Genomic DNA, 18,812 nt, shown 5'->3' with positions numbered 1-18,812 from the left:
GCGCCGTCGCCTGGTCCCGCGACCGCGCCCGCGAACCTCGCGGCGGCCCTTCCCGCGGTCGCCCCCGAACTCGACCGCCGCGCGGCCGCGCGCTGCTAGCGGTTGCCGTTCGCCCTCCCCGCCGGCGACGCCCCGCCGATCCCGGACGGCTTCGACACGATCGTCCGGCTGCCGCTGCGGGACGACGACGCGGTCGCGTCCGTCCGGACCGGGCTGGCCGAGGTGGCGGCGCCGCTGCTGCTCGCCCTCCCCGCCCTCGACTCGATCGAGATCACGGTCGACGGCACGGCCCGGACCCTCACCGCCCGGCGCACCGCGCCGCCGCAGACCGGCTGGACGACCTCGCCGACCCCGCCGTTCGGGGCGTGCTGATCGACGGGGTCGAGTGGGCGACCGTCGAGGCGCACGGGGCCGTGCCGGGCGAGCTGCTCGCGGACCGGCCCGTCGAGGAGCGGGACCGGCCGTTCTGGCTGGTGCGGTGGGCGCTGCCCGAGGGCGGGGACGTGCCGGGGACGCTGCACGCGCCGACGCCGACGGACGAGCCGCTCGGGCTGCCCGCGCTGCTGATCGCGTCGTTCCCGCTGGCGCCCGACCGGCGGCACGTCGCGTCCGGTCCGCTCACCGACTTCCTGGTGGAGCGGGCCGCCGACGCGTACGTGCGGCTGCTGGGCGCGCGCCCGGCGGAGCCGGGGGTCCTCGGGCTGGTGCCGGGGCCCGTGGCGGCGGGGGAGCTGGACGCGCGGCTGCGGCGGGCGATCGCCGAGCGGCTGCCGGAGGCGCCCGTGCTGCCCGGCGGGGTGCGCGGACGGGACGCGCTGGTCGTGGACGCACCGGCCCCGTTCGTCGAGCTGCTCGGCGGGCACGGGGACGGGCCCGCGGTGTTCGGCGGGCTGCTCCCGGGCGGCTGGCCCGCGCGGAGGCGGCGCTCGCGGCGCTCGGGGTGCGGCGGGTCGAGCTGGCCGACGTGGTGGACGAGCTGGCGGCGGTCGAGCGGGAACCGGCCTGGTGGCACGGGGTGTACGCGGCCCTGGACGGCGCGGACGCGGAGGCGCTCGGCGCGCTGCCCGTCCCGCTCGCGGACGATCGGCTGGTGCGGGGGCCGCGCGGGGTGCTGATCGCGGACGGCGTCGACCCCGCGGGGCTCGGGGCGCTCGGCCTGCGGTTCGTCCATCCGGACGCGGTGCATCCGCTGCTGCGGCGGCTGGGCGCGGTCGAGGCCGGGCCGCGGGCGGTGCTGGCCGATCCGGCGGTGCGGGCGGCGGTGGCGGAGTCGTTCGACGCGGCGGAGCCGGAGGCGGTCGCCGAGGCGGTGCTCGGGCTCGTCGCCGCCGGTCCGGTCGACCCGGGGGACGAGCCGTGGCTCGCGGAGCTGGCGCTCCCCGGCGACGACGGCGAGCTCTACCCGGCGGGCGAACTGCTGCTGCCCGGAAGTCCGCTTCGCGAGGTCATGGCCGACGACGCCCCGTTCGGGGTGGTCGAGGACGAGGTGCTGGAGAAGTGGGGCGCCGAGACGCTCGCGGCGGCCGGGGTGCTCGACGGGTTCGCCCTCGCGCGGGGCGAGGACGTCGATCTGACCGCACTGGCCGACGAGGCCGAGACCCTCGACCTGGACGACGAGGACCGCTGGGCCGACGACGTCCTGCGCCGCATCGGCCCGCAGGACCTGCCGCCCGCCGTGCCCGAGCTGCTCGCCGTCCGCGACCTCGAACTCGTCGACGACTGGGGCGCGGCGCTGCGGCTGCTCGCCGAACCGCCGTGGCGGGCCGCGATCGTCGAACCGGCCCACGTCGTCCTGCACACGGGACGGCGCGCGGCCGTCCCGTCGTACACGGCCTGGTGGCTGGGGCGGCGGCCGGTGCTGGACGGGCGCAGGCCGCGCGAGTTCCGGCTGCCGGGCGACGACTCGCTGGCGGGGCTGTACGACGTCGCGCCGGACGGGCCGGACGAGCGGCTGCTGACCGCGCTCGGCGTCCGGACGTCGCTCGACGACCTGCTGGACGAGCCCGGGGGCGCCCGCGAGCTGCTGGAGCGCCTCGCGGACCCGGCCCGGGACGTGGCCCGCGACCGGCTCGGCGCGCTGTGGACGGCGCTCGCCGACGTGCCCGGCCTCGACGTCGATCCGCCGGAGCGGGTGCGGGCGGTGGTCGACGGCGGCGTCGAGGTCGTCGACGCGGGGGACGCGCTCGTCCTGGACCGTCCCGACCTGCTGCCGCTGCTGGCGGGGCAGCCGCTGGTGATCGCGGCGCGGGGCCGCGAGGAGCGGCTCGCCGAACTGCTCGATCTGCCGCTCGCGAGCGACGAGGTGCCGGGCGAGGTCGAGGGCGGCGCGGAACGTCCCGTCCCGGAGGCGGTTCGGGCGGTGCTGCCCGACGCGCCCGGCCTTTACCTCGCGCATGACCGCCTGACCGTGGACGGCACGGACGTGCAGTGGTGGGTGGGCGACGGTCACGTGCACGCGGACGGCCCCGCGGGCCTGGCGCGCGCGCTGGCGTGGGCCACCGGGGAGTGGGAGGCGCGGCTGCGGGCCGAGGCCGTCCTGCGCGATCCCGGGGCGCTGCCCGTCCTGCGCGCGGAAAGCGACCTGGACGGCTAGTGGCGCTCGTGCCGCGCGGCGGCGCGTTCGGCTTCGGCGCGGGCGCGTCCGGCTTGCAGGCGCGGGATGTACCAGGTGGCGAACAGGCCGATCACGATGCCGGTGACGCACACCCAGAGCCACCATCGGTCCTGGTCGGGGAGGTCGAGGAGCAGCAGGACGGCGAGCGCGACGGCCCAGCCGGCGGTGCCGACGGCCGCGATGCGGACGTCGTTGGTCTCCATCGGGGGCGGGTCGGGGCGGCGCCGGCGCGTCATGCCTCCAGGGTACGGTGCCCGGACCGGGAGCACGCCGGGAGCCTCCGCGGGCCGGGCGACGCGCGACCGGGCCCCGGCATGGCAGCATGGGCTGGACAGGGAGACCGATGAGCATGTCCACAGAAGACACCGGGGCCGCGCGTTCGCCGGAGCTGGCGGAGGAGCTGCGCATCTCGATCGCGCGGCTGTCGCGGCGGTTGCGCACGCTGCGCCCCGAGGCGTCCGAGGGCGGCATGGGGAGCCCGCTGCCGCTCACCCAGTTCGCGGCGCTGGCGGCGATCGAGCGGCACGGGTCGATGACGCCGCGCGAGCTGGCCGATCACGAGAAGGTGCAGCCGCCGTCGATGACGCGGGTGATCGGGCATCTGGAGGAGCAGGAGCTGGTCGTGCGCAGCCCGCATCCGACGGACGGGCGGCAGGTCGTCCTGCAGGCGACCGAGCGCGGGTGCGCGCTGCTGGCGGCCGAGCGGCGCCGCAAGGAGGCGTGGCTGTCGCGGCGGCTGGGCGACCTGACCGAGGACGAGCGCGAGATCCTCGCCCGGGCCGCGCCGGTGATCGACAAGCTCAGCCGCTCCTGATCCCCGCCGGAGCCCGCTTGCCGGAATGAGCATGTCCCGATTATCGTTAGCAATGGTAATGACTTCTGGCGATGAGGGACCCGACGAACCGGGGGGCACGGCGCTCAGGGAGACCGCCGGCTCCGCCCCCGCCCGTGCCCCGGACCTCGACGCCGACGACCCCGCCGACGACCCCGCCGACGCGGCGGAATCGCGCGGCGGCATGTTCCGGTCGCTGCGCAACCGCAACTACCGGCTGTTCGCGACCGGGCAGGTCATCTCCAACACCGGCACCTGGATGCAGCGCATCGCCCAGGACTGGCTGGTCCTGGAGCTGACGCACAGCAGCGGCACCGCGCTCGGCTTCACCACCGGCCTGCAGTTCCTGCCGCTGCTGCTGTTCGGCCTGTGGGGCGGCGTGATCGCCGACCGGTACCCCAAACGCCGCGTCCTGATGATCACGCAGGTGTCGATGGGCGCGCTCGCGCTCGTCCTCGGCCTGCTGTCGATCTCCGGCGCGGCGCAGGTGTGGCACGTGTACGTGCTCGCGTTCGGGCTCGGCATGGCGACCGTCGTCGACAACCCGACCCGGCAGGCGTTCGCCGTCGAGATGGTCGGCCGCCGCGACCTGCCGAACGCGATCGCGCTGAACAGCGCGATCTTCAACGGCGCCCGGCTGATCGGCCCGGCCGTCGCCGGGGTGCTGATCGCGGTGATCGGCACCGGCCCGGTGTTCCTGGTCAACGCCGCCTCCTACCTCGCCGTGCTCGCCGGGCTGCAGGCGATGCGGGCCGCCGACCTGCACCCCGCCGAGCCGGTCAAGCGCGCGAAGGGCCAGCTCACCGAGGGCCTGCGGTACGTGCGCGGACGCCGCGACCTCATGATCATCCTGGTGCTGGTGTTCTTCGTGGCGACCTTCGGGATGAACCTGCAGACGACGATCGCGCTCGTCGCCCGCGAGGTCTTCCACACCGACGCGTCGTCGTTCGGCCTCGCCAGCAGCATGATCGCGCTCGGCGCGGTGACCGGCGCGCTGCTGGCGGCCCGCCGCGCGACCCGGCCCCGGCTGCGGCTGCTGCTGGGCGCGGCGCTGACGTTCGGCGTCCTAGAGCTCCTCACCGGCCTGATGCCGACCTACTGGTCGTTCCTGGTGATGCTGGTGCCCACCGGGATCGCGCTGATGACGTTCACGACGTCCGCGAACGCGACGATGCAGCTCAGCGTCGCCCCCGAGATGCGCGGCCGCGTCATGGGCCTCTACATGCTGGTGTTCCTCGGCACGAACCCGGTCGGCGCGCCGTTCATCGGATGGGTCGCCGAGAACTTCGGGCCGCGCACCAGCATCGTCGCGGGCGGGATCGTGTGCATCGCCGTGCCGCTCGCCGTCGGGGCGCTCGCCCGGCGCCGCGACACCGACCGCGACGGTGACCCCGTGACCGCGTGACAAGGGCGCCGTCTGCTGAAAAGCTGGTCAGGTGGCTCACCGGACGTGCTCATGAGGTTGTTCGTGGCGATCGTGCCGCCCCCGGACATCCTCGACGAGCTCGACGAGGCCGTCCGGCCGCACCGCGACGACGTCCCCGAGCTGAAGTGGACGCGACGTGAACTGATCCACGTCACCCTGACCTTCCTCGGCGAGTTCGACGACCGGCGCCTCGACCGGCTCCTGCCCCGGTTGGAACGTGCCGTGCAGCGGCACGAGCGGGTCACGCTGTCGCTCGCCGGTGCCGGGGCGTTCCCCGGCGGCGGCGCGCACGCGCGCGTCCTGTGGACCGGCCTGTACGGCGACCGGCGCGGCCTCGCGCGGCTCGCGGCGTCCACCACGGCCGCGGGACGGCGCGCCGGGATGCCGCCCGACAAGCACCGCGGGTTCCGCCCCCACCTGACGATCGCGCGGTCGCGGCGCCCGGTGGACGTTCGGCCGCTGCTGGAGTCGCTGCAGGCGTTCGCCGGTTCGCCGTGGACGGCCGAGTCGGTGCAGCTCATGCGCAGCCACCTGCCCGCCAAGGGGCGGACCGAGCCGGTCTACGAGCCGCTGAAGTCGTGGTCGCTGCGTCACAGCTCCGGCGGCGGAGGGGCGGGACGGTCCGCGTCCGGCGGCCCCCACGGGACGCCGTAGCGCTCGCACGCGCGGCGCAGCTCGGTCAGGTCGGGCGGGAACGCGACCTGCCGCAGCACCCGCCCGGACGGGCCCCACGCCACCAGCCGCGGCATCCGCGCCGACGACTCGTCCACGCCGACGCCGCCGATCCGGTCGCGGCCGAGCTCCCACTCGACGCGTCCGCGCCGGGTGACGACCGCGAGCCCGGCCGCCGACACCCGCAGCTGCGACCGGTTCCGGTCGTACAGCCAGTTGCCCGCCAGCCCGACCAGCACCCCGGCGGGCACCGCCCAGCTCGCCACCAGGCCGAACCCGCCCAGCTCCGGCCCGAGCCACACCGCGCCCAGCAGCGCCGTCACCTCGCACAGCGCGACGCTCATCGCGTACGTGCCGATGCGGGACCGGCGCGTCGCGTCGAGGGTCGTGCCGGGCGCGGCGGCCGGACCCGGCGGGGCGTCCAGCGACAGCGCGAACCCGGGCACGGCCGGGATGTCCTCGGTGTCGGCGTCGTCGGACGCCCTGTCCTCGGAGTCCTCCGCGGCGCGCTCGGCCGGCCGCGCGTCCGTCCCGCCCTCGCGGGCGGCGCCCGGCGCCAGCGACGCGGGCGCCGGTTCGGCGTCCGGCCCCGGGTCGGCGAGCGTCGACACCGCCGAGTGGAACGCCGCGCTCAGGTACGCGTCGTACTCGGCGTCGTTGACCGGCAGGCCCTCCCGGCGCGCCGATTCGCGCAGGTCCGTCCGGGAGATCCGCAGCGCCGACAGCGGCGCCGCGAGCAGCTCGTCGCCGTCGGCGTCGTGCAGCCGCACCCAGGCGTGCCCAGCGATCGTCAGCAGCTCGATCACCCCGAGATGCTCGCCCGGCACCTGCATGACGACGTCCCCGGCGGCGTCCGCCCAGCCCAGGCCGCCGTCGGCGACGACGAGCCGGCCGCCCGGCACCCACGGGAACACCTCCGGCACCCGGTCCAGGCCGTAGTGCGGGCGGCGCGGCACGCGCGCCCCCGGCGTGATCACCCGGTAGCCCTGGTCGTCGAGTGCGTGCGCGAGCTGGAACGCGTCCAGCTCGTCCGCGGGCAGCCGCGCCAGCAGCTCCAGCCGGTGCCCGAACGCGAGCGCGGCCAGCTCGGTGCGGTGCGGCTCCCCGGTCAGCGGGTCGGCCCGCAGCCCCGGCCCCAGCACCACCGCCGCGATCCGCGACGCCGGGATCTCCAGCGGGGTGCGCTCGCCCGGACGGGTCCGCACGTGCAGCCGGTCGGCCGAGATCAGCCACCGGACCTGCGCCGCGTACGCCAGCTTCCGGCGCGCGGCCAGCACCCCGGCGATCGCGGCGAGCCGCCCAGCAGGCCGCGGCGAACCGCGCGCCGAACGCGCCCGTCCCGTCCACCGCGATCCGGGCCACCATCGCCCGTGCCGAGCGCGCCGGTCTGCGCGCCCAGCGCCGACGATCCGGCGGCGGCTCGGCAGCGGCGCGGGCGTGTCGAGCCGCACCTCGCCGCCGTGCCGGGGCAGCCGCTCGCCCGGCTCGTGCGCGGCGGCCAGCAGCGCCGCCTCCTGGTCCAGCAGCCGCTTCTCCGCGGCGTGGTCGCGCGGCAGCGCCCGGACGGCCCCCGGGCCCGTCGTCCAGGCCGGGGACGCGCAGCGCCTCCTCGACGGCCGGGTCGAGCAGGTCGTCGGCGTCGCCGTCCAGCAGGTGCAGCGGGATGCCGAGCCGCCGCGCGGTGACGAACAGCGCGATCGGCTCCAGCCCGAGCGCCGCCGTCGGGCCCACCGCCGTCCGGCCGAACCGGTGGAAAACGGTCAGCACGCCGTCGCCGGTGGTGACGGCCAGGGCGTCGATGCGGTCGCGCTCGTAGCGGGTGAGGACCAGGCCGCCGGGGCCGACGCGCTCCAGGCCGTCCGCCGACAGCCGCCAGTACGGGCGCGGCCTGCGCCGCCGCGCCTCCGGCACCGCGCCCAGCAGCCAGGGCACGGCCGCGACGACGACGATCAGCGACGCCCACAGCCACACCGGGCGGATCGGCAGCATCGCCAGCACCGCCGCCGTGACGGTGAACGGCACGGCGGCGATCGGACGCCACCGGCCGCCCGGGCCCGTCAGGCCGACCAGCTCATCCTCCACAGCGTTCATGCTCCACCGCGCTCACATTCCACCGTGCTCACAGGGCGCATCCTCACATGTGCCGCCACGGGGCCGTGGCCTCCTTCGACGATCCGATCCCCTACCGGAACGAACATGCGGCGCGGGGGACAGGCCGGTGCGTTCACGTGCGCCCCTTCCGGTTCCGCAGCCACCCGTACCCGGCCGCTCCCGCGATCGCGAGGGCGAGCAGCAGCCCGACCCGCGTCCCGGACGCGTCGCGCCGTCCCTCCTCGGCGGCCTCGTCGCCGCCCTGCCCCTCTTGTTGTGTATTGCCCGATCCGCCGTCCTGCGTGCCCTCGGACTCCGGAAGCGCCTCCTCCGGGAGCGGCACCCGGTACACCGGCTGGTCCTCGCCCTCGGACGAGACGAGCACGCTCCGCCCGTCGGCCGTGTAGGTGATCGACTCGCCCTGCTCCTGCCGCGGCACGTCCACCGACCCGATCCGCTCGCCGGGCCGGCCGTCCGCCCCGACCTCGTAGACGGTCGCGCCGAAGTACGTCCGGATCACGCAGGTCCGGCCGTCGGGGGAGAACGCGGCGCCGGTCGCGATCGACGGCGCGTCCGCGACCTCCCGCAGCGTGTTGTAGCCGTCCGTGCGCAGGTTCGCCGGGGCCTCGTAGACCTTCCCGCCGAACAGCTTGCTGACGATGTACACCCGGTTCGTCTTCGGGTTGATCATCATGGCCTCGGCGTTGCGCGGCCCGTCCGCGTAGCGGATCTTGAACTCGGTCGCGTCGAGCGTCCGGTCGCGCAGCGTCTTCGGCTCCGGCACCCGGTAGATCGTCACGTGCGGCCAGGCGCCGCCGAGGTTGTCGCCGATGTCGGCCACGAAGATCGCCGGACGGCCGCGCTCGTCCTCGCCGATCGCCATGGCCTCCCAGTCGCGCGCCCGCGCGCCCCCGACCGTGAGGACGGCGCGCGTCCGCCCGTCCGGGCCGAGCGCGAAGATCTGCGGGACGCCGCCGGAGTCGTTGTGGGTGTAGACCACGCCGCGATGGCGGGCGCTCACCGCCAGGCCGCTCGACTCGGTGATGCGCGGGTCGGCGATCCGGAACTCCTCGGTGCCGTCGGCCGCCGCCGCCGGGGCGTACACGACGCCGCCGAGGACGGCGCCCGCCGCGACGAGCGACGCGCGCGCCGTCCGGCGCCGAGACCGGGAACGGGGACGGGACGGACGGTACGGTCGCATCTCTCGATCATCCCCGCTCCGCGCGCGGACCGTGCCGCTCAATTGAGCAGCGCGCCGACGACCACGGCCAGGACGAGCGCGGTCAGCACGGTGGGGAGCAGCCATTGGGGCGCGCGGTTCACGGCTCCGAGCTTATTCGGCCGGGTGCCCGCCTCGAACCGGCCACCGATAGATCTGTGTCTCACCCGTCCGATCGCGCGTCCGGGCCCCGGGGACGCCGCGCGGACGCCCCCGGACGGTCAGAGCCGCTCGACGACGAAGTCGACGCAGGCGGTCAGCGCCTCGACGTCGGCCGGGTCGATCGCCGGGAACATGCCGATGCGCAGCTGGTTGCGGCCGAGCTTGCGGTACGGCTCGGTGTCGACGATCCCGTTGGCCCGCAGCACCTTCGCGACGGCCGCGGCGTCCACGTCGTCGGTGAAGTCGATCGTCCCGACGACGCGGGAGCGCTGCGCCGGGTCGGTCACGAACGGCGACGTGTAGGAGGTCTTCTCCGCCCACGTGTAGAGCCGCTGGGACGAGTCGGCGGTGCGCGACGTCGTCCACTCCAGGCCGCCGTTGCCGTTCATCCACTCGATCTGCTCGGCGAGCAGCAGCAGCGTCGCCACGGCCGGGGTGTTGTAGGTCTGGTCCTTGGCGGAGTTGTCCACGACCGTCTTCAGGTTGAAGAACTCCGGGACGTACCGGTCGGACTGGGCGATCTCCTCGATCCGCGCCAGCGCCGCCGGGGACGCCAGGCCGATCCACAGCCCGCCGTCGGCCGCGAAGCACTTCTGCGGCGCGAAGTAGTACACGTCGGTCTCGGCGACGTCCACGGGCAGGCCGCCCGCGCCGGACGTGGCGTCCACCAGCACCAGCGCCTCCTCGGCGGTGGTGCCCGCCGGGCGCCGGATCGGCATCGCGACGCCGGTCGAGGTCTCGTTGTGGGTGAGCGCGTAGACGTCCACGTCCGACTCGGCGGCCGGCTCGGGGTGCGAGCCCGGCTGCGCGGAGATGACGGTCGGGTCGCCCAGCCAGGGCGCGCCCGTGGTGACCTTGGCGAACTTGCTGGAGAACTCGCCGAACGTCAGGTGCTGCGACTTCTGCCGGACGAGCCCGAACGCGGCGGCGTCCCAGAACGCGGTGGTCCCGCCGTTGCTGAGCAGCACCTCGTAGCCCGCGGGGAGGGAGAACAGCTGCGCCAGGCCCTCGCGGACCCGGCCGACCAGCGACTTCACCGGCTTCTGCCGGTGCGAGGTCCCCATGTAGGTCGAACCGGACTCGGCGAGCGCGGCGAGCTGCTCGGGCCGGACCTTGGACGGACCGCACCCGAAGCGGCCGTCGGCGGGCTTGATGTCGGCGGGAATGTCAATGGCTGGATTCGCGCTGTCGGTCACTCGGAGAAGGCTACTTCACCTGCTGCGGGCCCCGCCGGAGGACCCTCAGGATGATGACGACGAGGGCGATCCCGCAGACGATGGCGAGCGCGCCGGGCGGGAACAGCCAGTCCTCGCCGCGCTCGTGCGCCTCCACGGCGGTGCGTCCGGAGTCGAACGTCATGAACGCCAGCAGGACCGCGAGCAGCATGGAGGCGATCCGGCCGGACGCGGCGTCGGTGCGGCGCCGCCGCTCCTCCCGTTCGGCCTCGTAGCGGCGCAGCGCCGCCCGCCGCTCCTTGGGCGAGCCGAAGTCGTAGGACGCCCCGAGGGGGCCGCCCGGTCCCGTGCCGCCGACGTCGGCCTCGGCGTGCGTCGTGCGAGGTCGCGGCGGGCCCGATGTCGCCTTCGAGTGGTTCGTCCCGGTGAAGCGGTGATTCGTCCGTCACGTGCCCATGATGCCAAGCGACCGCAAGTCCTCCGGTCGGCGGCGAGATCGGCGAACTTCCCTCGCCGGGGGTTCCGGCCCGGCTACGATCTGGACGCCGGGCGACCGGCCGCAACGGCAGGGGGACGACGGCGTCCCGCGGGGCCGCGGGACGTTCATCGCGAAGGGGCAGGGAAGGCTCGATGCCCGCCGGAGGCGGACAGGCAGGAGCCCGGAACGGGGGAGGCCCCCGGCGGACCGGGGGCCTCGGCACGCGTACGGGTACGTGTGCGGAAACGCGGGGATCAGCCGCGCTTCAGCACCTCCGCGGCGCCGTTCACCGATTCGAGGGTGCGGGTGCCCGGGCCGACGTACTTCGCGCTCGGCCGGACGAGCCGGCCGGTGCGCTTCTGCTCCAGGATGTGCGCCGCCCAGCCGGCGGTGCGGCCGCACGTGAACATCGCGGGCATCATCGCCGTCGGGACCTCGGCGAAGTCGAGGATCACCGCCGCCCAGAACTCGACGTTCGTCTCGATCGGACGGTCCGGGCGCCGCTCGCGCAGCTCGGCGAGCGCCGCGTCCTCCAGCGCCTTCGCGGCCTCGAAGCGCGGGGCGTCCAGCTCCTTGGCGGTGCGGCGCAGCACGCGGGCGCGCGGGTCCTCGGCGCGGTAGACGCGGTGGCCGAAGCCCATCAGCCGCTCGCCGGAGTCGAGGATGTCGGCGACGACCTTGCGGGCGTCCCCGAGCTGCTCGACCTTCTCGATCATCGGCAGCACGCGGGCCGGGGCGCCGCCGTGCAGCGGGCCGGACATCGCGCCGATCGCGCCGGAGATGCTCGCCGCGACGTCCGCGCCGGTGGAGGCGATGACGCGGGCGGTGAAGGTGGAGGCGTTCATGCCGTGCTCGGCGGCCGAGACCCAGTAGGCGTCGATGGCCGCGACGTGCTTGGGGTCGGGCTCGCCGCGCCAGCGGACCATGAACCGCTCGGTGATCGTCTTCGCCTCGTCGATCCGCGTCTGCGGGACCATCGGGACGCCGACGCCGCGCGCGGACTGCGCCACGAACGACAGGGCCGTCACCGATACCCGGGCGAGGTCGGCGCGGGCCTCCTCGTCGGTGATGTCCAGCAGCGGGCGCATCCCGTACGCGGGGGCGAGGGTCGGGAGTGCGCTCTGCACGTCGACGCGGACGTCGCCGGAGGTGACCGGCAGGAGGTGGGGGTCGGCGGGCGCCAGGCCCGGGTCGAAGCTGTCGTCGACCAGCAGGCCCCAGGCGTCGCCGAAGGAGACGCGACCGACGAGATCCTCGATGTCCACGCCCCGGTACCGGAGGGCGCCGCCCTCCTTGTCGGGTTCGGCGATCTCCGTCTCGAAGGCAACGACCCCCTCGAGACCAGGTTTGAAGTCGGACATGTCCGTCCTGCCTTTCGTCCCCAGAGCTGATAAGGCGGTGCCGTGCCATTGAACCCTGTCCGCCTTACTGAGCAGTACCCAGGGGTCATGTGAGATGCACAAACCCCTGGTGGGAAGCTCGGACGCTGTGGATCCCGCACGGCCCGACCCCGCACGGCTCCGCAGATCCTACGAGGGAGGCGATTTGTCCGAGTCGGCGCTCCCCGTCGATCCGCTCGCGCTGTTCGCCGCCTGGTTCACCGAAGTGCACGATTCCGGGCTGCCCGAACCGAACGCGATGGTGCTCGCGACGGCGTCCGCCGACGGGATGCCGAGCGTCCGGACCGTCCTGCTCAAGGGGTACGGGCCGCACGGGTTCCGCTTCTTCACGAACCTGACGTCCGACAAGGCCCGCGACCTGGCCGAGAACCCGCGCGGCGCGGTCGTCTTCCCCTGGCACGCCCTGCACCGGCAGGTGCGCGTCGCGGGCCCGGTCGTCCAGTTGGCGCGGGAGGAGTCCGCCGCCTACTTCCGGACGCGCCCGTACGGTTCGCGCATCGGCGCGTGGGCGAGCGAGCACCAGTCCGGCGTCATCGCGGGACGGGGCGAACTGGAGGCGCGGTTCGCCGAGCTGTCCGCGCGCTGGCCGGAACCGGACGATGCCTCCGGCGATGTTTCGGCCGACGTTCCGGCCGGCGCGGAGGCCGTCCCGCTGCCGGACTTCTGGGGCGGCTACCGGCTCGTCCCCGCCGCGATCGAGTTCTGGCAGGGCCGCCGCGACCGCCTCCACGACCGGATCAAGTACCGCCGCGAACTTTCTCCACAGGCTGTGGACGATCCGTCCGCCGCGGGCCCGTGGGAAACGGTGCGGCTGTCGCCCTGACCTTTCACCCGCTTCCGGACCGGTCCGGAGGCCAAGGCATCCTGTCTCCGTGACATCGGAACAGCAGCCATCCCCCGCCGACACTCCTGACAGCCCCGGGAGCGACGCCGACGAAGCCGACGAACCCGAACAATCCGGGCCTGCCGTGGGCAAGGGGCGTCCGCCCGGACGGGACGGGGGCGTGCTGCGGCGCGTCGCGATCGACACCCGGCCGCTGAGCCACCCCGCCTACCGGCGGCTGTGGCTCGGGCAGGGCGTGTCGTTCGTCGGCTTCCAGGTGACGTCCGTGGCCGTGCCCGTCCAGGTGTACGACATGACCGGATCGTCGTTCTGGGTCGGCGCGCTCGGCTTCGTCAACCTCGTCCCGCTGATCGTGTTCGGGCTGTGGGGCGGCGCCATCGCCGACCACATGGACCGGCGGAAGCTGCTGTTCGTCTCGTCCTGCGTGATGTGGGGCGCCACGCTCCTGCTGCTCGTCCAGGCGCTGCTCGGCTGAACAACCTCTGGCTGCTGATGGCGGTGGTCGCCGTGCAGGCCATGGGCTTCGCCGTCGCCTCGCCGACCCGCAGCGCGATCATCCCCCGGCTGATCGACGAACCGCTCATCCCCGCCGCCAACACCCTCAACTTCACCGTCATGCAGGGCGGCGGGTTCCTCGGCCCGCTTCTCGCGGGCGCGATCCTCGCGAGCTGGAACTACGCGGCCGCGTACGCGCTCGACGCCGTGCTGTTCACGCTCGTCCTGTACGCGGCGCTGCGGCTGCCGCCCATCCCGCCGCTCGGCGAGCCCACCGGCGCCCCGGGGCTGCGGTCGGTGCTCGACGGGCTGCGCTTCCTCGTCACCCAGCCGGTGCTGCTGATGTCGTTCGTCGTCGACATCATCGCGATGGGCGTCGCGATGCCGCGCGCGCTGTTCCCCGAGGTCGCCGCGCCCGGTTCGGCGGCGAGGCGCCGTCGGCTGGCTGTTCGCCGCGATCGCCCTCGGCGCGTCGCGGGCGGGCTGTGCTCCGGCTGGGTCGGACGGGTGCGGCGGCAGGGCGTCGCGCTCGTCGCGTCCATCGCCCTGTGGGGGCTGGCGGTCGCCGACGCCGCGGCTCGCGCACGCGCTGTGGCTCGCCGTCGTGCTGCTCGCGCTCGGCGGCGTCGCCGACCTGATCTCGTCGGTGTTCCGGCAGACGATCCTGCAGACCTACGCGCCCGACCACATGCGCGGACGCCTGCAGGGCGTGTTCACGGTCGTCGTCGCGGGCGGGCCCCGGCTCGGGGACGTGCGCGCGGGCGCGACCGCGAGCGTCGCCGGGGCGACCGCGTCGTGGGTCGGCGGCGGCCTGGCCTGCGCGATCCTCGTGATCATCGTGGGGCTCGCCGTCCCGGCGCTGCTGCGCTACGACACCCGCACCGCGGTCCCCGTGAAGGGCTAGCCGAGCGCGGCCGCGACGATCCGGAGGTCGTCGAGGAGGCCCGCGTAGACGTCGTCGCGGTCCTCCGCGCGCAGGACGGCCGACGGGTGGATCGTCGCGAGCAGCCGCGCGTCCGCGCGCTCGGCGGGCTCGGTGCCGATCTCCTTCGCGGCGGCCGGGGTGCCGATCGTCTCCAGGTCGGGCAGCGGCAGCAGGCGTCCGCGCTGCTTCGTCACCCGGAACGACGAGCCCAGCAGCGCCTTCCCGGCCGTGGCGCCCAGCGAGACGACGACGTCCGGTTCCAGGATCCGCAGCTCCGCCAGCAGCCACGGGCGGCAGGCCCGCATCTCGCCCGCGTTCGGCGGCTGGTGGATCCGCCGCTTGCCGCCCGCCGTGCGCTTGAACTTGAAGTGCTTCACGGCGTTCGTGACGTACACGTCCCCGCGCTCGATCCCCGCCTCGTCGAGCGCCCGGTCCAGGACCCGTCCGGCCGGGCCGACGAACGGGACGCCCCGCCGGTCCTCCTGATCACCGGGCTGCTCCCCGACGAGCACGACGCGTGCGCCGGGCCCGCCCTCGCCGAACACCGTCCGCGTGGCGTCGCGATATAGGCCGCAGCCCTCGCAACCCGCCGCGGCGGCGCGCAGGGAGCGCAGGTCGGAGCGCTCCCGAGGGTCCGCCGGCAGGAACATTCCGGCGTCGCGGGAAGTTCTTGTATTCATCGCGCGTTCCCCCGTACCCACTGCCACGGGGTTATTCGCTCGGCCGCCGCCGAGGCCGTCGAGCAAGTAGACTCTTCACCATAAGACTGGAGGGAGCTGTGACCTCACACGGCCTGATCGATACCACGGAGATGTACCTCCGGACGGTGTTCGAACTCGAAGAGGAGGGGATCATTCCCCTCCGCGCGCGCATCGCCGAGCGGCTTTCCCAGAGCGGCCCGACGGTGAGCCAGACGGTCGCGCGCATGGAGCGCGACGGTCTCCTGCGGGTCGAGGGGGATCGGCACCTGGAGCTCACCGACAGCGGCCGCGGCCTCGCCACCCGCGTGATGCGCAAGCACCGGCTCGCCGAGTGCCTGCTGGTCAACGTCATCGGCCTGCCCTGGGAGGACGTCCACATCGAGGCGTGCCGCTGGGAGCACGTCATGTCCGAGGCCTCGAGCGCCGCCTCGTCGCGCTGCTGGACAACCCCACCACCTGCCCGCACGGCAACCCGATCCCCGGCCTCGACGAACTGGGCGGCGGCCACGCCGCGCACCAGACGCCGCCGCTGTCGGTGATGACCGCGGTCGCCAGCCCGTCCGGTTCGGGCGCCGTCATCCAGCGCATCAGCGAACAGGTGCAGGGCGACAGCGACCTGATGCTTAGACTCAAGCAGATCGGGATACAACCGGGACGAGAGGTGACTCTTCGGGCGACCGATGACGGGGTGCGGGTGACCTGTGACGACGAGGCGGACGGTCCTGAGACGGAACTGCCGCGCGACATCGCCGAGCACGTGTTCGTCAGCCGGGCCTGAGCGTCGCCGCGTGCCCTCCCCGGCCCCCGCTCCGCAGGTCTATACCGAAGATCTCCTTACCATCGTGCCTTTCGGGCGTATCCCGGCGGCGGGTTCGTCGTTCAATACGACGGGAAGGGTACGCGCGGCATCCGCCCCGCGACGGCCGGTGATCATCGGCCGGTGCGGGGCGCGGGCGGGCGACGAACGTGACTGATCGGGATGGGGAGATGAAGCGTTGGGGGGAAGCGCCCGTCGAGGCGCACCTGCCGCCCGAGACCGTCCTCGGCCAGATGGAGATGGCGGTCATCGTCTGCGACCGCTTCTCCAACGTCATCTACGGCAACGCGTTCGCGCGGCAGCTGTTCGGGTTCGGCGGCGACGAGATCATCGGGCACTCCGTGCTGTCCCTCGGCATCGCCGAGGAGGACCACGAGCAGGCCACCGAGCTGGCCAAGCACGTCCTCAAGGGCGGCGTGTGGGAGGGCACCTTCTGCAACCTGCGCGCCGACGGCACCACCGTCTACACCCGCGCGCACGCCGTCCCCCTGCGGCACCCGTCCGGCGCGGTCGACGGCATCGTGATCTTCGCCCGCGAGGCGCTGCGCTCCAACCAGCGCGAACAGGACCGCTACGGCCTCCTCGAACGGATCGGTGAGCGCCTCGCCGGTTCCCTCGAACTCGAGACGACGCTGCGGCGCGTCGCCGACACGCTCGTCCCGCAGTTCGCCGACCACTGCTTCATCGACCTGTACAGCGGCGACAACCTCTACCGGCGGGTGTCCCGGCACGCCGGAGGCTGGGAGCCGCCCCCCGGCACGTGGCCGGCCGCCGGCGACCCCGTGTCCTACCCGCCGGGCCACTACAGCGCCAAAGCGATGAGCCGCCGCGACGCCGTCCTCGTCGAGGACATGATCCAGCACCGGTACGTCGCGTCCTCCGAGTCGTCCAAGCGGCTCGGCGACGCGATGGGCATCACGTCGGTGATCTCCGCGCCGCTGCTCGTCCGGGGCGAGCTGCTCGGCGTGATGAGCCTCGCGCTGTCGAACCTGTCGAAGCGCCCCGACCCGCACTACGACGGCTTCGACCGCGACCTCCTCGGCGCCATCGCCGGACGCGTCGCCCTCGCCGTCGACAACGCGATGCTGTTCGAGGAGGAACGCGAGACCGCCCTCGCGTTCCAGAAGCACCTCCTGCCCGGCGACCGGCCCCCGCCCCTGGACGGCCTGCAGATCGCCTGGCGCTACGAACCCGCCCGTCCGCTCGAATCCCACGGGCACGGCATCCAGACGCAGGTCGGCGGCGACTGGTACGACGTCATCCCGCTCTCCGCGGGCCGCGTCGGCCTCGTCATCGGCGACGTCGAAGGCCGCGGCGCCCGCGCCGCCGCCGTCATGGGCCAGCTCCGCGCCGCGCTGCGCGCCTTCGCCCAGGACGACAAGCCGCCCGCCGACATCCTGCGCAAGCTGGACGAATGGGTCCGCACGATGACCCGTCCGGAACGCATGCGGTCGAGCTGGAACAGCGACGACAGCGTCCGCCCGCCCCTGGTCTCCTGCACCTACTTCGTGTACGACGCCTGGTCGCGCGTCCTGGAGTTCGCCAACGCCGGGCACGACCCGCCCCTCCTCATCGTCGACGGCCAGGTCAGCGAGCTGGACTTCGAGGGCGAGGGGGGCATGCTCGGGCTGCGCGCCCCCGGCATGGGCGGCGAGATCCTCTTCAACGAGGAGACCACCGAGCTGCGGCCCGGCTCCACGCTCGTCCTGTACACCGACGGGCTCATCGACCGGCGCCCCAAGGACGACGGCGAGTACTTCACCCGCGAGGAGTGCCGCGCGCGCGTCCGCGCCGCCGTCGCCGACGTCGCCCGCGGCGGCGTCGAGGCCATCGCGAACGCCGCCTACGACGCCGTCCCCGGCGACTCGGGCGACGACGTCGCCATCGTCGTCATCCGCACCGCCGCCGACGAGCTCGGCGTCGTCGAACGCACCTTCCCCGCCGAGCCGATCATGGTCTCCGAGGCCCGCCGGATGGCCGCCGACGCCTTCGCCTCCTGGGGCATGCTCGACGAGCAGGCCGAACTCGCGTGCCTCCTGGTCTCCGAGGTCGTCACCAACGTCGTCCTGCACGCCACGACGACGCCCGCGCCCCGCCGCGAACCCGCCGTCCCGATCCTGGCCGGGATGGAGCCGCTCGGCGCGCCCGTCCAGTTCGACACCGACATGGTCGACTCCTTCGACGAGGACGACTGGGACCTCGGCGCCGACCTCGGCCGCCGCGAACCCCCGACCAAGGAGTTCCGGCTCCGCCTCCGCCGCGGCGCCGACGCCGTCTGGGTCGAGGTGTTCGACACCGACATGCGCCTCCCGCGCATCCGCAGCGCGGGCGAGACCGACGAGGGCGGCCGCGGCCTCTACCTGGTCGACCAGCTCGCCACCCGCTGGGGCGCCCGCCCCACCAGCGACGGCAAAGCGGTCTGGTTCGAACTAAGAGTCGACTGACCCCGCAGCTCCCTCAGAGGCTCAGCACAGCACATGGGCCCAGGTTTGGGTGAACCAGAGTTCGCCGCCGATTATTCGGGGTTTCGCGCCGGTTCGGGGGCGCCGTCCACTTCGTCGAGGAGTTCCTCGCGGACTCGGTCGGCGGCGTCGGGGTCGGGGGCGTCGGCGAGCCAGGGTTCGGCGGGACGTTCGACGGTGAAGACGTCGAGGCGGCGGATGGTGCCGCCCGCGGCGGTGACCATGTCGGTGAGCCGCGCGATGGTCGGGATGCCGGGGTGGTCGGGGTCGCGGAGGCGTTCGATGCGGTCGCGGGACGTGCCCGCGAGGTTCCCGCGGACGAGATCGGCCATGATCAGCCGTCCGCCGGGGCGCCGGACGCGCAGGAGTTCGCGCAGGACGTCGTGGGGGTCGCCGAGCGCGTAGAGGGCGAACCGCGCGGTGACGAGCGAGAACGAGCCGTCCGGGTAGGGGAGGGCGGTCGCGTCGGCGCGGACGTCTCGTCCGTGCGGGGGTGCGG

General features: G+C 74.3%; 17 protein-coding genes and 2 pseudogenes. 10 read left to right on the top strand and 9 right to left on the bottom strand.

What is annotated here, in order from left to right; all coding sequences use genetic code 11:
• The first annotated feature begins 102 nt into the window (after nt 1–102).
• The gene (locus BJF79_RS09975; protein WP_075896510.1) at nt 103–372 is read left to right on the top strand and encodes a hypothetical protein; all 270 of its coding nucleotides are present in this window, start codon (nt 103–105) and stop codon (nt 370–372) included.
• Nucleotides 373–940: 568 nt separating this feature from the next.
• Nucleotides 941–2,593 (top strand): hypothetical protein, encoded by a 1,653-nt coding sequence (locus BJF79_RS09965; RefSeq protein WP_158079140.1) that lies wholly within the window; start codon nt 941–943, stop codon nt 2,591–2,593.
• Here the strand turns inward: BJF79_RS09965 and BJF79_RS09960 are convergent.
• Nucleotides 2,590–2,850, bottom strand: coding sequence for a DUF2530 domain-containing protein (locus BJF79_RS09960; protein WP_075896504.1), 261 nt, complete (start codon nt 2,848–2,850; stop codon nt 2,590–2,592). The two genes, BJF79_RS09965 and BJF79_RS09960, sit on opposite strands and share 4 nt — an antisense overlap.
• Before the next feature lie 107 nt (nt 2,851–2,957).
• Between BJF79_RS09960 and BJF79_RS09955 the strand changes: the two genes are divergently transcribed.
• From BJF79_RS09955 to thpR, 3 genes are all read left to right on the top strand, one after another.
• The gene (locus BJF79_RS09955; RefSeq protein WP_083733308.1) at nt 2,958–3,428 is read left to right on the top strand and encodes a MarR family winged helix-turn-helix transcriptional regulator; all 471 of its coding nucleotides are present in this window, start codon (nt 2,958–2,960) and stop codon (nt 3,426–3,428) included.
• Nucleotides 3,429–3,630: 202 nt separating this feature from the next.
• Nucleotides 3,631–4,851 (top strand): MFS transporter, encoded by a 1,221-nt coding sequence (locus tag BJF79_RS09950; protein ID WP_075896512.1) that lies wholly within the window; start codon nt 3,631–3,633, stop codon nt 4,849–4,851.
• Nucleotides 4,852–4,902: 51 nt separating this feature from the next.
• Nucleotides 4,903–5,526: an RNA 2',3'-cyclic phosphodiesterase gene (gene thpR / locus BJF79_RS09945; protein ID WP_075896500.1), complete on the top strand. Its 624-nt coding sequence runs from the start codon at nt 4,903–4,905 to the stop codon at nt 5,524–5,526.
• Here the strand turns inward: thpR and BJF79_RS09940 are convergent.
• The 6 genes from BJF79_RS09940 to BJF79_RS09920 all read right to left on the bottom strand — a co-directional run bounded on the left by BJF79_RS09940 (nt 5,463) and on the right by BJF79_RS09920 (nt 12,030).
• On the bottom strand, nt 5,463–6,995 hold the full coding sequence (locus tag BJF79_RS09940) for a hypothetical protein (RefSeq protein ID WP_143219821.1): 1,533 nt from the start codon (nt 6,993–6,995) through the stop codon (nt 5,463–5,465). The two genes, thpR and BJF79_RS09940, sit on opposite strands and share 64 nt — an antisense overlap.
• A gap of 773 nt (nt 6,996–7,768) precedes the next feature.
• Nucleotides 7,769–8,836, bottom strand: a complete 1,068-nt coding sequence (locus BJF79_RS09935) for a hypothetical protein (RefSeq protein ID WP_075896496.1) — start codon at nt 8,834–8,836, stop codon at nt 7,769–7,771.
• Between the two features lie 38 nt (nt 8,837–8,874).
• Entirely contained in the window at nt 8,875–9,021 is a 147-nt protein-coding gene (locus BJF79_RS55295) for a hypothetical protein (RefSeq protein ID WP_158079139.1), read from the bottom strand.
• A gap of 54 nt (nt 9,022–9,075) precedes the next feature.
• On the bottom strand, nt 9,076–10,212 hold the full coding sequence (gene serC, locus BJF79_RS09930; RefSeq protein WP_075896494.1) for a phosphoserine transaminase: 1,137 nt from the start codon (nt 10,210–10,212) through the stop codon (nt 9,076–9,078).
• 10 nt (nt 10,213–10,222) lie between these two features.
• Entirely contained in the window at nt 10,223–10,402 is a 180-nt protein-coding gene (locus BJF79_RS09925; RefSeq protein WP_075896492.1) for a hypothetical protein, read from the bottom strand.
• A gap of 521 nt (nt 10,403–10,923) precedes the next feature.
• A complete protein-coding gene (locus BJF79_RS09920) occupies nt 10,924–12,030 on the bottom strand; it encodes a citrate synthase 2 (RefSeq protein WP_075896490.1) in 1,107 nt (368 codons plus the stop codon).
• A 94-nt stretch (nt 12,031–12,124) separates the two neighbouring features.
• Between BJF79_RS09920 and pdxH the strand changes: the two genes are divergently transcribed.
• The 3 genes and pseudogenes from pdxH (at nt 12,125) to BJF79_RS59150 (ending at nt 14,312) form a co-directional block, all read left to right on the top strand.
• Complete coding sequence (gene pdxH, locus BJF79_RS09915; protein WP_075896488.1) at nt 12,125–12,892, top strand: pyridoxamine 5'-phosphate oxidase; 768 nt, start codon at nt 12,125–12,127, stop codon at nt 12,890–12,892.
• 49 nt (nt 12,893–12,941) lie between these two features.
• A pseudogene (locus BJF79_RS59155) lies at nt 12,942–13,723 on the top strand (MFS transporter); the annotation flags it as partial.
• Between the two features lie 289 nt (nt 13,724–14,012).
• The gene (locus BJF79_RS59150; RefSeq protein ID WP_316043311.1) at nt 14,013–14,312 is read left to right on the top strand and encodes a hypothetical protein; all 300 of its coding nucleotides are present in this window, start codon (nt 14,013–14,015) and stop codon (nt 14,310–14,312) included.
• Here BJF79_RS59150 and BJF79_RS09905 read toward each other — a convergent pair.
• Complete coding sequence (locus BJF79_RS09905; RefSeq protein WP_075896486.1) at nt 14,309–15,013, bottom strand: UdgX family uracil-DNA binding protein; 705 nt, start codon at nt 15,011–15,013, stop codon at nt 14,309–14,311. The two genes, BJF79_RS59150 and BJF79_RS09905, sit on opposite strands and share 4 nt — an antisense overlap.
• A gap of 98 nt (nt 15,014–15,111) precedes the next feature.
• On the opposite strand from BJF79_RS09905, the pseudogene BJF79_RS09900 reads away from it, so the two are divergent.
• Nucleotides 15,112–15,812 (top strand): annotated as a pseudogene (locus BJF79_RS09900) (metal-dependent transcriptional regulator).
• A gap of 209 nt (nt 15,813–16,021) precedes the next feature.
• Nucleotides 16,022–18,295 carry a SpoIIE family protein phosphatase gene (locus tag BJF79_RS09895; protein ID WP_075896484.1) on the top strand — a complete coding sequence of 758 codons (2,274 nt, stop codon included), beginning with the start codon at nt 16,022–16,024 and terminating at the stop codon, nt 18,293–18,295.
• A gap of 71 nt (nt 18,296–18,366) precedes the next feature.
• On the opposite strand, the gene BJF79_RS09890 is transcribed toward BJF79_RS09895, so the two are convergent.
• Nucleotides 18,367–18,812, bottom strand: a 446-nt coding sequence (locus BJF79_RS09890) for a class I SAM-dependent methyltransferase (protein WP_262401787.1), incomplete at its 5' end; no start/stop codon positions are given.

The sequence above is a fragment of the Actinomadura sp. CNU-125 genome (assembly GCF_001942465.1).
Classification (GTDB): Bacteria; Actinomycetota; Actinomycetes; order Streptosporangiales; family Streptosporangiaceae; genus Spirillospora.
Note: the sequence above shows the minus strand (reverse complement) of the source record. Positions and strands in the feature narration are given on the sequence as shown.